This is a genomic window from Streptomyces sp. KM273126, assembly GCF_004337435.2.
GTDB lineage: Bacteria > Actinomycetota > Actinomycetes > Streptomycetales > Streptomycetaceae > Streptomyces > Streptomyces acidicola.
The window spans coordinates 820,696-833,152 of sequence record NZ_SJXB02000002.1 but is presented as its reverse complement, the minus strand read 5'-3'; the positions used below and the strand labels follow the sequence as shown (position 1 = coordinate 833,152).

The window sequence follows — 12,457 nt, the reverse complement described above, 5'->3', positions numbered from 1 at the left end:
CAAGCACACTCTTCAATTGACTGTTCTACTCAAAGCCGACAACTGTTCGTTGTCTCAGAACTAACACAGTGGACGCGAGCAACTGAGGACAAGCCCTCGGCCTATTAGTACCAGTCACCTCCACCCGTTACCGGGCTTCCAGACCTGGCCTATCAACCCAGTCGTCTACTGGGAGCCTTACCCCATCAAGTGGGTGGGAGTCCTCATCTCGAAGCAGGCTTCCCGCTTAGATGCTTTCAGCGGTTATCCCTCCCGAACGTAGCCAACCAGCCATGCCCTTGGCAGAACAACTGGCACACCAGAGGTTCGTCCGTCCCGGTCCTCTCGTACTAGGGACAGCCCTTCTCAAGACTCCTACGCGCACAGCGGATAGGGACCGAACTGTCTCACGACGTTCTAAACCCAGCTCGCGTACCGCTTTAATGGGCGAACAGCCCAACCCTTGGGACCGACTCCAGCCCCAGGATGCGACGAGCCGACATCGAGGTGCCAAACCATCCCGTCGATATGGACTCTTGGGGAAGATCAGCCTGTTATCCCCGGGGTACCTTTTATCCGTTGAGCGACGGCGCTTCCACAAGCCACCGCCGGATCACTAGTCCCGACTTTCGTCCCTGCTCGACCCGTCGGTCTCACAGTCAAGCTCCCTTGTGCACTTACACTCAACACCTGATTGCCAACCAGGCTGAGGGAACCTTTGGGCGCCTCCGTTACCCTTTAGGAGGCAACCGCCCCAGTTAAACTACCCATCAGACACTGTCCCTGATCCGGATCACGGACCCAGGTTAGACATCCAGCACGACCAGACTGGTATTTCAACGACGACTCCACATGAACTGGCGTCCACGCTTCACAGTCTCCCAGCTATCCTACACAAGCCGAACCGAACACCAATATCAAACTGTAGTAAAGGTCCCGGGGTCTTTCCGTCCTGCTGCGCGAAACGAGCATCTTTACTCGTAGTGCAATTTCACCGGGCCTATGGTTGAGACAGTCGAGAAGTCGTTACGCCATTCGTGCAGGTCGGAACTTACCCGACAAGGAATTTCGCTACCTTAGGATGGTTATAGTTACCACCGCCGTTTACTGGCGCTTAAGTTCTCAGCTTCGCCCACCCGAAAGTGAGCTAACCGGTCCCCTTAACGTTCCAGCACCGGGCAGGCGTCAGTCCGTATACATCGCCTTACGGCTTCGCACGGACCTGTGTTTTTAGTAAACAGTCGCTTCTCGCTGGTCTCTGCGGCCACCCCCAGCTCACCAAGAAAATTGGATCACCAGGAATGGCCCCCCTTCTCCCGAAGTTACGGGGGCATTTTGCCGAGTTCCTTAACCATAGTTCACCCGAACGCCTCGGTATTCTCTACCAGACCACCTGAGTCGGTTTAGGGTACGGGCCGCCATAAAACTCGCTAGAGGCTTTTCTCGACAGCATAGGATCATCCACTTCACCACAATCGGCTCGGCATCAGGTCTCACCCTGCAAGAGCGGCGGATTTACCTACCACTCGGGCTACACCCTTACCCCGGGACAACCACCGCCCGGGATGGACTACCTTCCTGCGTCACCCCATCACTCACCTACTAACCGCTTGGTTCAGCGGCTCCACCACTTTCCATTCCCCGAAGGGTCCGGAACGGCTTCACGGCCTTAGCATCACGATGCTCGATGTTTGACGCTTCACAGCGGGTACCGGAATATCAACCGGTTATCCATCGACTACGCCTGTCGGCCTCGCCTTAGGTCCCGACTTACCCTGGGCAGATCAGCTTGACCCAGGAACCCTTAGTCAATCGGCGCACACGTTTCCCACGTGTGAATCGCTACTCATGCCTGCATTCTCACTCGTGAACCGTCCACAACTCGCTTCCGCGGCTGCTTCACCCGGCACACGACGCTCCCCTACCCATCCACACACCCGTTAGGGCCATATGTGTGAATGACACGACTTCGGCGGTACGCTTGAGCCCCGCTACATTGTCGGCGCGGAATCACTAGACCAGTGAGCTATTACGCACTCTTTCAAGGGTGGCTGCTTCTAAGCCAACCTCCTGGTTGTCTCTGCGACTCCACATCCTTTCCCACTTAGCGTACGCTTAGGGGCCTTAGTCGATGCTCTGGGCTGTTTCCCTCTCGACCATGGAGCTTATCCCCCACAGTCTCACTGCCGCGCTCTCACTTACCGGCATTCGGAGTTTGGCTAAGGTCAGTAACCCGGTAGGGCCCATCGCCTATCCAGTGCTCTACCTCCGGCAAGAAACACACGACGCTGCACCTAAATGCATTTCGGGGAGAACCAGCTATCACGGAGTTTGATTGGCCTTTCACCCCTAACCACAGGTCATCCCCCAGGTTTTCAACCCTGGTGGGTTCGGTCCTCCACGAAGTCTTACCTCCGCTTCAACCTGCCCATGGCTAGATCACTCCGCTTCGGGTCTTGAGCGCGCTACTACACCGCCCTATTCGGACTCGCTTTCGCTACGGCTTCCCCACACGGGTTAACCTCGCAACACACCGCAAACTCGCAGGCTCATTCTTCAAAAGGCACGCAGTCACGACGCAAGGAACAAGTTCCCTGCGCGACGCTCCCACGGCTTGTAGGCACACGGTTTCAGGTACTATTTCACTCCGCTCCCGCGGTACTTTTCACCATTCCCTCACGGTACTATCCGCTATCGGTCACCAGGGAATATTTAGGCTTAACGGGTGGTCCCGCCAAATTCACACGGGATTTCTCGGGCCCCGTGCTACTTGGGTGTCTCTCAAACGAGCCGCTGACGTTTCGACTACGGGGGTCTTACCCTCTACGCCGGACCTTTCGCATGTCCTTCGCCTACATCAACGGTTTCTGACTCGTCCCACGGCCGGCAGACCGTGGAAGAGAGATCCCACAACCCCGTATACGCAACCCCTGCCGGGTCTCACACGCATACGGTTTGGCCTCATCCAGTTTCGCTCGCCACTACTCCCGGAATCACGGTTGTTTTCTCTTCCTGCGGGTACTGAGATGTTTCACTTCCCCGCGTTCCCTCCGCATACCCTATGTGTTCAGGTACGGGTGACAGCCCATGACGACTGCCGGGTTTCCCCATTCGGAAACCCCCGGATCAAAGCCTGGTTGACGACTCCCCGGGGACTATCGTGGCCTCCCACGTCCTTCATCGGTTCCTGGTGCCAAGGCATCCACCGTGCGCCCTTAAAAACTTGGCCACAGATGCTCGCGTCCACTGTGCAGTTCTCAAACAACGACCAACCACCCGTCACACACCAACTACGTCAGTGCTTCACCGGGGCCGGCAACCCGAAGGACGAGCAACGCTCGCACCCTCAGACACCCAACAGCGTGCCCGACACACTCGCCGCTTCCCTCAACGTTCCACGCCCACAAGGAGCAGTACTGGAAGGAGAAGACGATCAAGTGTGCCGAATAATCAACGTTCCACCCACGAGCAACCACCGTCGAACATTTGCCGACGTAGTGGCCTCTGACCTGGTCCCGAAGGACTCGGTAAGAAGTGCTCCTTAGAAAGGAGGTGATCCAGCCGCACCTTCCGGTACGGCTACCTTGTTACGACTTCGTCCCAATCGCCAGTCCCACCTTCGACAGCTCCCTCCCACAAGGGGTTGGGCCACCGGCTTCGGGTGTTACCGACTTTCGTGACGTGACGGGCGGTGTGTACAAGGCCCGGGAACGTATTCACCGCAGCAATGCTGATCTGCGATTACTAGCAACTCCGACTTCATGGGGTCGAGTTGCAGACCCCAATCCGAACTGAGACAGGCTTTTTGAGATTCGCTCCACCTCACGGTATCGCAGCTCATTGTACCTGCCATTGTAGCACGTGTGCAGCCCAAGACATAAGGGGCATGATGACTTGACGTCGTCCCCACCTTCCTCCGAGTTGACCCCGGCGGTCTCCTGTGAGTCCCCATCACCCCGAAGGGCATGCTGGCAACACAGAACAAGGGTTGCGCTCGTTGCGGGACTTAACCCAACATCTCACGACACGAGCTGACGACAGCCATGCACCACCTGTACACCGACCACAAGGGGGCGACCATCTCTGGCCGTTTCCGGTGTATGTCAAGCCTTGGTAAGGTTCTTCGCGTTGCGTCGAATTAAGCCACATGCTCCGCTGCTTGTGCGGGCCCCCGTCAATTCCTTTGAGTTTTAGCCTTGCGGCCGTACTCCCCAGGCGGGGAACTTAATGCGTTAGCTGCGGCACCGACGACGTGGAATGTCGCCAACACCTAGTTCCCACCGTTTACGGCGTGGACTACCAGGGTATCTAATCCTGTTCGCTCCCCACGCTTTCGCTCCTCAGCGTCAGTATCGGCCCAGAGATCCGCCTTCGCCACCGGTGTTCCTCCTGATATCTGCGCATTTCACCGCTACACCAGGAATTCCGATCTCCCCTACCGAACTCTAGCTAGCCCGTATCGAATGCAGAACCGGAGTTAAGCCCCGGTCTTTCACACCCGACGTGACAAGCCGCCTACGAGCTCTTTACGCCCAATAATTCCGGACAACGCTCGCGCCCTACGTATTACCGCGGCTGCTGGCACGTAGTTAGCCGGCGCTTCTTCTGCAGGTACCGTCACTTTCGCTTCTTCCCTGCTGAAAGAGGTTTACAACCCGAAGGCCGTCATCCCTCACGCGGCGTCGCTGCATCAGGCTTTCGCCCATTGTGCAATATTCCCCACTGCTGCCTCCCGTAGGAGTCTGGGCCGTGTCTCAGTCCCAGTGTGGCCGGTCGCCCTCTCAGGTCGGCTACCCGTCGTCGCCTTGGTGAGCCACTACCTCACCAACAAGCTGATAGGCCGCGGGCTCATCCTTCACCGCCGGAGCTTTCCACCACCAACAGATGCCTGTAGTAGTTGTATCCGGTATTAGACCCCGTTTCCAGGGCTTGTCCCAGAGTGAAGGGCAGATTGCCCACGTGTTACTCACCCGTTCGCCACTAATCCACCCCGAAGGGCTTCATCGTTCGACTTGCATGTGTTAAGCACGCCGCCAGCGTTCGTCCTGAGCCAGGATCAAACTCTCCGTGAATGTTTTCCCGTAATCGGGATGACACCACGAGAGCGGAACCAGGAGGAGGAATAATCCCCCCGGCTCACAGCGTCCTCGCTGTGTTATTTCAAAGGAACCTCGCCCTCCCGGAACCGGGAGAGACGGGGTATCAACATATCTGGCGTTGATTTTTGGCACGCTGTTGAGTTCTCAAGGAACGGACGCTTCCTTTGTACTCACCCGAGAGACTCTCTCGTGGCTTTCCTCCGGGCGCTTCCCTTCGGTGTTTCCGACTCTATCAGATCTTTTTCCGATCCGATTTCCTCGGCGCTTTCCAGGTCAGTCGCTTTCGCGCTTCCCTTTCCGGCGGTTCCGACTTTATCAGATCCTTTCGGACCGATTCCCAGTCAGCGGGTTTTTGTCGTCGAGCTTTTCGCCTTCCGACGTCCACTACGTTAGCCGATTCCCTCGGGAAACTCATAATCGAGATTCCGTGGGTACGGAATTCAGGCATGCGGGCACACCGAATTCGCCCCTGCTGAGGGGAGCTGTAGGTAGTGGGTTGGCCGCTTCCGGCTGCTGACTAAACGCAGTACCCGGTTCAAGCGGCTCGGGCTACGTTACGGAGCTCGCGGGGACGCGTCAAGTTCGGCGGCGGCGGGGTGCGTGTGCCCGGTACGGGCTCACTGTGGGGTCGTCGGCGATCCAGTAGCGCCAGGGGTGGGTGCCTCCGTCGCCTGCGACGCCGGTGCGGGGGCCGCTTCGTACCTGGTCCGGGGCTGCGGGAGTACCGGTCAGGGCGGCGAAGGGGCTGTCGGGACCGCCACAGACGTCCGCACCGTCGAGGGCCCGGTCCACGCCCAGGGCCATGGTCAGGCGGGCCGGGCCTTTGGCCAGTTCCCTGTCGTTCCGGGCCGAGATTCGACGTTTGCGGGCGAGTTCAGCGCCGGCTGTGACGTCGCCGGCCCGCAGCAGCACCGCGCTCGCCCGGCCCTCCGGGCCGCACACCAGGTTCATGCAGTGCCACATCCCATAGGTGAAGTAGACGTACACGTGGCCGGGCGGACCGAACATCACGTCGTTTCGGGCTGTGCGGCCACGGTAGGCGTGGGAGCCGGGGTCGTTCTCTCCGTCGTATGCCTCGACCTCAGTGAGGCGGAGTTCGATCGGACCGTCCGGGGTGGTGCGTACGAGGACGCGGCCCAGGAGGTCCGGTGCGACCTCAAGGACGGGTCGGTCGAAGAACTCCCGGGTTAGGGGCGTACGGTCGGGGGTCGCGATCATGGCGTAGGAGCGTAGTCCAGACGGGTGTGTACCGGCGGGTGGTTCAGGTGGCCTCCGCCTTGGAAGGGTAAGGGCGCGGAACCGGGCGCGGCTGGATCGCGTTTCTAGGGATCAAGGATCCGTACGGAACAGGGCTTCATAGACGGCACAGGCGTTGCCTGGGGAGGAAGAGACATGGGGTTCAAGCGGCTGCTCGCGAGCCTGGGAGCCGGTGGTGCTTCGGTCGAGACGGTGCTGACCGAGGTCAACGTCGTGCCGGGCGGCGTCGTCCAGGGTGAGGTGCGCATCCAGGGCGGCTCGGTGGATCAGCAGATCGAGGGGCTGTCGGTCGGGCTGCAGGCCAAGGTCGAGGTCGAGGGCCAGGACACGGAGTACAAGCAGGACATCGAGTTCACGAAGGTGCAGCTCGGTGGGGCCTTCGAGCTGAAGGCCGAGGCGGTCCACGCGGTGCCGTTCGGACTGGAGATCCCCTGGGAGACGCCGGTCACGATGATCGACGGTCAGGCGCTGCGCGGCATGAACGTCGGTGTGACGACCGAGTTGGCGATCGCGCGGGCCATCGACTCCGGTGACCTGGACCCGATCAACGTGCACCCGCTGCCGGCGCAGCAGGCGCTCCTGGACGCCTTCATCCAGCTGGGCTTCCGCTTCAAGAACGCGGACCTGGAGCGCGGGCACATCCGGGGTACGCGGCAGAGGCTGCCCTTCTATCAGGAGATCGAGTTCTTCCCGCCGCAGCAGTACCGCGGCCTGCACCAGGTCGAGCTGAGCTTCGTGGCGGACGAGCACGAGATGGACGTCGTACTGGAGATGGACAAGAAGCCGGGTCTGTTCAGCGAGGGCAGCGACACCTTCCGTTCCTTCCAGGTGGGGCTGAACAACTATCAGGGCACCGACTGGACTGCGTACCTGAACCAGTGGCTGTCGGAGGTCGGCAGCAAGCGCAACTGGTTCTAGGCTCAGGAACCAGCGATTCCGACCCACCAGGAGGTACCGAGGTGACCCAGCCCAGCAGGCCGCCGCTTCCCCATGACTTTCATCCGGTCGTGCCGTCGTTCACGGTCACGAGCGAGGACGTCGAGCCGGGGGCGACGCTGAAGGACGCTCAGGTCTATGCGGCGGGGAACACCTCGCCGCAACTGCGCTGGGAGGGCTTCCCGCCGGAGACCAAGAGTTTCGCCGTGACGTGCTACGACCCGGATGCCCCGACCGGGAGCGGGTTCTGGCACTGGGTGGTGTTCGACATCCCTGCCTCCGTCACGGAGTTGCCGGCAGGTGCGGGCACGGGAAAGTTCGAGGGGCTGCCGGAGGGCGCGGTACACGCGCGCAATGACTACGGGACGAAGGACTTCGGCGGTGCCGCACCGCCGCCCGGAGACCCGGCGCACCGCTATGTGTTCACGGTGTACGCCGTGGACCAGGAGAAGCTCGGCCCGGACTCGGACGCCTCGCCCGCGGTGGTGGGGTTCAATCTGCGCTTCCACACGCTGGCGCGGGCTCAGCTGATCGGTGAATACGAGGCTGTCGCCGACAGCTGAGCTGATGCGGATCGCCGCAGACTGACGTTCATGGAACGTTTGCTCGCCTCTGGTCTTGGAATTGATCAGAGGCGGGCATTTTTTTATTGCGTTGTCCATCTCGGCGTGCCCGGCCAGAGTTGATCCAAGTCCGCCAGGGGGTGGCGGTGCACAGGAGGTGGGCTGGAATGCGGGACACGCTGGTACTGAACGCGAGCTTCGAGCCGCTGTCGACGGTGACGCTCAACCGCGCCGTCGTACTGGTGCTGCAGGACAAGGCCGTCGTGGAGCAGGCCCACCCCGAACTGCGCATGCGCGGAGCCGCGGTCGACATACCGGCGCCCCGGGTGATCAGACTCTGCAGGTACGTACGGGTGCCGTTCCGAAGACAAGCTCCGTGGTCGAGGCGGGGGGTCCTGGTGCGCGACCGGCACAGGTGCGCGTACTGCGGCAGGCGGGCGACGACCGTGGACCATGTGGTGCCGCGTTCGCGGGGCGGTGGGGACACCTGGCTGAACACGGTGGCCTCGTGTGCGGAGGACAACCACCGCAAGGCGGACCGTACGCCGGAGCAGGCGGGTATGCCGTTGCTGCGGCAGCCGTTCGAGCCGACGCCTGCTGATGCGATGTTGCTGGCCCTGGGGCAGGACGACCTTGAGGCTCTGCCGGACTGGCTGGGTCAGTCGGCCGCGTAGGGGTTCATGAGGTTTTCGGGGAACTGCGGGCCGTTCGTGGCTGGTCGCGCAGTTCCCCGCGCCCCTTTCGGGGCGCGACCCCTCAGTCCGTGATCGACGGCTTCTCTCGGCGCTCCATGCCGGTAGCCGGAGCGGGAACCGTGCCCTGGCCGCCTGAACCGCCGGCCATCGGGCCGAAGTTGCCGATGGCTCCGGAGAGGCCCTTGAGGGCGTCGCCGATTTCACTGGGGACGATCCAGAGCTTGTTGGCGTCGCCCTCGGCGATCTTCGGCAGCATCTGGAGGTACTGGTACGAGAGCAGCTTCTGGTCGGGGTCTCCGGCGTGGATGGACTCGAAGACCGTACGGATGGCCTGGGCCTCGCCCTCGGCCTTCAGGGCCGCGGCCTTGGCCTCACCCTCGGCGCGCAGGATCGCGGACTGCTTCTCACCTTCGGCGGTGAGGATCTGCGACTGGCGGATACCTTCGGCGGTGAGGATCGCGGCGCGCTTGTCACGGTCGGCGCGCATCTGCTTCTCCATCGAGTCCTGGATGGAGGTCGGTGGCTCGATGGCCTTGAGCTCCACACGGTTGACGCGGATGCCCCACTTGCCGGTGGCCTCGTCGAGGACTCCTCGCAGGGCCGCGTTGATCTCCTCGCGGGAGGTCAGGGTCCGCTCCAGGTCCATGCCACCGATGATGTTGCGGAGGGTGGTGACGGTGAGCTGCTCGATCGCCTGGATGTAGCTGGCGACCTCGTAGGTGGCGGCGCGCGCGTCGGTCACCTGGTAGTAGATGACCGTGTCGATGTTGACGACCAGGTTGTCCTGGGTGATCACCGGCTGGGGTGGGAACGGTACGACCTGTTCGCGCAGGTCGATGCGGTTGCGGATGGTGTCTATGAACGGGACCACGATGTTCAGGCCCGCGTTGAGTGTTCGTGTGTAACGGCCGAAGCGCTCGACGATGGCGGCGCTGGCCTGTGGGATGACCTGGATGGTCTTGATCAACGCGATGAAGACCAACACCACCAGAATGATCAGGACGATGACGATCGGTCCCATCGTGGCTTCCCCGTACCCTTCTCCGCTTCGGCGCTTCGGGAGGATCTTATGCTTGTTGAAGATCTTGCTGGACGAGTCTGACAGAACACAGACTCCCAGGTGGGGCCTTCGGCCCAGTTCCGTCGTGCGAGATCACATGATGATCGCCGTGGCGCCCTCAATCTCCACAACGTCCACTTCCTGACCCACTTCGTAGGTCTGTGCGGCGTCGAGAGCGCGTGCCGACCAGACTTCCCCGGCAAGCTTGATCCGGCCGCCTCTGCCGTCGACCCGTTCCAGTACGACGGCGTGCTTGCCCTTCAACGCGTCGATACCGGTGGAGTGTTGGGGCCTCTGCGAGCGGTGCCGGGCCGCGATGGGGCGTACGACGGCGATGAGCGCGACCGAGACGACGGCGAACACGACCACTTGGAGCACGACACCCCCACCGAGCCCCGCGGTCACGGCGCCTGCGACGGCGCCTACAGCGAGCATGCCCAGCTCCGGCATCGCGGTCACGACGAGCGCGACCCCGAGCCCGGCCGCGGCAACCAGCCACCACACCCATGCGTCGATGCTGTCCACATGGCCATGGTAGGACCGCAACGGTCCCGCGGACAGAGCGCGTGATCAAGTTGTGGCTGCCCGGCCCGGGTTGTGCGGCCGGATGGTCCAACTCTCGGGCGGACGCGAGGGCTTGGCGATCAGGTCAGCGGCAGGCCCTGGGCGGTCCAGCGGTCACCGACCTGTTCGACGACCAGCGGGAGGCCGAAGCAGAGGGACAGGTTGCGCGAGGTGAGCTCCAGCTCCAGCGGGCCCGCCGCGAGGACCTTGCCCTGGCGGATCATGAGGACGTGGGTGAAGCCCGGCGGGATCTCCTCGACGTGGTGCGTGACCATGATCATGGAGGGTGCGATCGGGTCGCGGGCCAGGCGGCCGAGACGGCGTACGAGATCCTCGCGGCCGCCGAGGTCGAGGCCGGCGGCCGGCTCGTCGAGGAGCAGCAGCTCGGGGTCGACCATCAGCGCACGGGCGATGAGGGTGCGCTTGCGCTCGCCCTCGGAGAGGGTGCCGAACCTGCGGTCCACGTACTCGGTCATGCCGAGGCGGTCGAGGAAGGCGCGGGCGCGGTGCTCGTCGACCTCTTCGTAGTCCTCGTTCCAGGTGGCCGTCATGCCGTAGGCGGCGGTCAGCACGGTCTGCAGGACGGTCTGGCGCTTGGGGAGCTTCTCGGCCATGGCGATGCCCGCCACGCCGATGCGCGGGCGCAGCTCGAAGACGTCGACCTTGCCGAGGGTGTCGCCGAGGATTGTGGCGGTGCCCTTGCTGGGGAAGAGGTAGCTGGAGGCGAGGTTCAGGAGAGTGGTTTTCCCGGCGCCGTTGGGGCCGAGGATGACCCAGCGCTCGCCTTCCTTGACCGACCAGGAGACCTGGTCCACCAGAGCCCGGCCCTCCCGGACCACGGATACGTCCTCCAGCTCCAGAACATCGCTCATGAGCGCGCTGTCTCCCCTTGCAGTGTCGGCCTGTCTCGGTGTCGGCCTGGTCTCGGCTGTGGCGTACGCCTGTGGGCGCCGCCGCCTGTGGTGCGCGGCCCCCAGGGAAATCTACGCCACCGGTCGGTCGGTCCATCCCATCGGTCGGTCCTTAGGGTGGGGGGCATGCTCTCGGAACCACGTTCAGGACGCCTCGCCGCATGGGGAAATGCCCTCTTGGCCGGACTTGTCTCACCGGATGACGCGGTGCTCGCGATCGTCGGGGAGGACGCCGTGCACCGGGTCGACGGGCTTCCCGGGGAGTCGGGGCCGGTCGGTCTGACGCTGGCACTGGGGCGGCTGCGGTCGCTGGGTGCGAGCGGGTTGCGGGTGGCGCTGCCCGCGCCGGGGCATCCGCTGGGGCTGAGCGGGCCGCCGGAATTCAACGCGCGGGCACTGGACGCGGAGCAGGCGGTGATCTGCCACGGGGCCGCTCTGGGGCTGGTGCCGGAGGTGTACGAGGCCGGGCCGGACGGCGATGTGCATGTGGAGGTCGTCTGGCACTGTCTGGCGGTGCGGGAGGCTCCGCCGGCCGACGTGCCGTCCCTCGGGGAGGCCGAGCGGGAGCTCGCGGAGGCATTGCGGGAGGCGACGGAGGTGCTGTCGCGGCTGGACGTGGCGGCTTCGGGGCCGGTGGCGGAGGCGGCGATCGACGCCTACCGGGCGCGGGCCGAGCGCGGGCGTGAGGTGCTGGCGCCGGGATATCCGCCGCGGGCGGTACGGGTGCTGGAGCTGGCCCAGCGGGTGGGGTTGCTGATCTCGGTGGCGTGCGAGCGGGGGCACGGGGGTGCGGTGAGCGCCTCGGAGATGGCGGCGCGGGCGTCGGCCCTTCGGCCCGTGGAGCGGACGGCTCGGCGGGCGCAGGTGGCGGCGTACAACTCCGTGGTGGAGGAGCGGGAGCGGGGGGTGCGCTGAGCGGAGGTGTTTCGCCCCCGCCGCCCCTACCCGTCCCATCACTGGGGGCTGCGCCCCCAGCCCCCCGCCGGTGCGGGACGGAATGGGTGAGTTGGTGACGGTCCGATGTGGCTGGGCGCGCAGTTCCCCGCGCCCCTTGGAAGCGCGACTGACCGGCCTCCCGGAAGGCGCCCTGGAGGCCGGTGGTCGTTCGTGGTCCGGGCAGACCTCAGTGGTTGACGCCCAGGTTGCCGAAGGCCGGGTTCAGGACGCCGATGACGTTCACGGAGTTGCCGACCGCGTTCACGGGGACGTGGACCGGAGCCTGGACGAGGTTGCCCGAGAGGACACCCGGCGAGCCGATGGCCTTGCCGTTCGCGTGCGCCCCACCGTCGGTCGCGGAAGCCATACCGGCACCGGCGGCAACCAGGCCACCGGCCACGAGGGTGACAGCAGCGGCCTTCTTCAGGTTCTTCACTTCTCAGTCCTCCTTGGCGAT

9 protein-coding genes and 2 rRNA genes are annotated in these 12,457 nt (G+C 63.5%); 4 read left to right on the top strand and 7 right to left on the bottom strand.

Annotation, left to right across the window (positions count from 1 at the left end; genetic code table 11):
* Positions 1-84: 84 nt before the first annotated feature.
* The 3 genes from E0500_RS34280 to E0500_RS34270 form a co-directional block, all read right to left on the bottom strand.
* Positions 85-3,208, bottom strand: a 23S ribosomal RNA gene (locus E0500_RS34280).
* A gap of 316 nt (positions 3,209-3,524) precedes the next feature.
* A 16S ribosomal RNA gene (locus tag E0500_RS34275) occupies positions 3,525-5,051 on the bottom strand.
* The 16S and 23S rRNA genes sit together here, the layout of an rRNA operon.
* Before the next feature lie 603 nt (positions 5,052-5,654).
* Complete coding sequence (locus E0500_RS34270; protein ID WP_131571894.1) at positions 5,655-6,296, bottom strand: DNA-3-methyladenine glycosylase; 642 nt, start codon at positions 6,294-6,296, stop codon at positions 5,655-5,657.
* Between the two features lie 174 nt (positions 6,297-6,470).
* Here E0500_RS34270 and E0500_RS34265 point away from each other — a divergent pair, with 174 nt between their 5' ends.
* From E0500_RS34265 to E0500_RS34255, 3 genes are all read left to right on the top strand, one after another.
* On the top strand, positions 6,471-7,253 hold the full coding sequence (locus tag E0500_RS34265; RefSeq protein ID WP_131571895.1) for a sporulation protein: 783 nt from the start codon (positions 6,471-6,473) through the stop codon (positions 7,251-7,253).
* Between the two features lie 41 nt (positions 7,254-7,294).
* The gene (locus E0500_RS34260) at positions 7,295-7,834 is read left to right on the top strand and encodes a YbhB/YbcL family Raf kinase inhibitor-like protein (protein ID WP_131571896.1); all 540 of its coding nucleotides are present in this window, start codon (positions 7,295-7,297) and stop codon (positions 7,832-7,834) included.
* Between the two features lie 167 nt (positions 7,835-8,001).
* Positions 8,002-8,508, top strand: coding sequence for an HNH endonuclease (locus tag E0500_RS34255; protein ID WP_131571897.1), 507 nt, complete (start codon positions 8,002-8,004; stop codon positions 8,506-8,508).
* Positions 8,509-8,590: 82 nt separating this feature from the next.
* Here the strand turns inward: E0500_RS34255 and E0500_RS34250 are convergent, their stop codons facing one another.
* From E0500_RS34250 to E0500_RS34240, 3 genes are all read right to left on the bottom strand, one after another.
* Entirely contained in the window at positions 8,591-9,550 is a 960-nt protein-coding gene (locus E0500_RS34250) for an SPFH domain-containing protein (protein WP_131571898.1), read from the bottom strand.
* A 132-nt stretch (positions 9,551-9,682) separates the two neighbouring features.
* The gene (locus tag E0500_RS34245; protein WP_131571899.1) at positions 9,683-10,114 is read right to left on the bottom strand and encodes an NfeD family protein; all 432 of its coding nucleotides are present in this window, start codon (positions 10,112-10,114) and stop codon (positions 9,683-9,685) included.
* A gap of 119 nt (positions 10,115-10,233) precedes the next feature.
* On the bottom strand, positions 10,234-11,025 hold the full coding sequence (locus E0500_RS34240; RefSeq protein WP_131571900.1) for an ABC transporter ATP-binding protein: 792 nt from the start codon (positions 11,023-11,025) through the stop codon (positions 10,234-10,236).
* Between the two features lie 165 nt (positions 11,026-11,190).
* Here E0500_RS34240 and E0500_RS34235 point away from each other — a divergent pair, with 165 nt between their 5' ends.
* Positions 11,191-11,979 (top strand): hypothetical protein, encoded by a 789-nt coding sequence (locus E0500_RS34235; protein WP_131571901.1) that lies wholly within the window; start codon positions 11,191-11,193, stop codon positions 11,977-11,979.
* 208 nt (positions 11,980-12,187) lie between these two features.
* Here the strand turns inward: E0500_RS34235 and chpE are convergent, their stop codons facing one another.
* A complete protein-coding gene (gene chpE, locus E0500_RS34230; protein ID WP_131571154.1) occupies positions 12,188-12,436 on the bottom strand; it encodes a chaplin ChpE in 249 nt (82 codons plus the stop codon).
* Positions 12,437-12,457 lie beyond the last annotated feature (21 nt).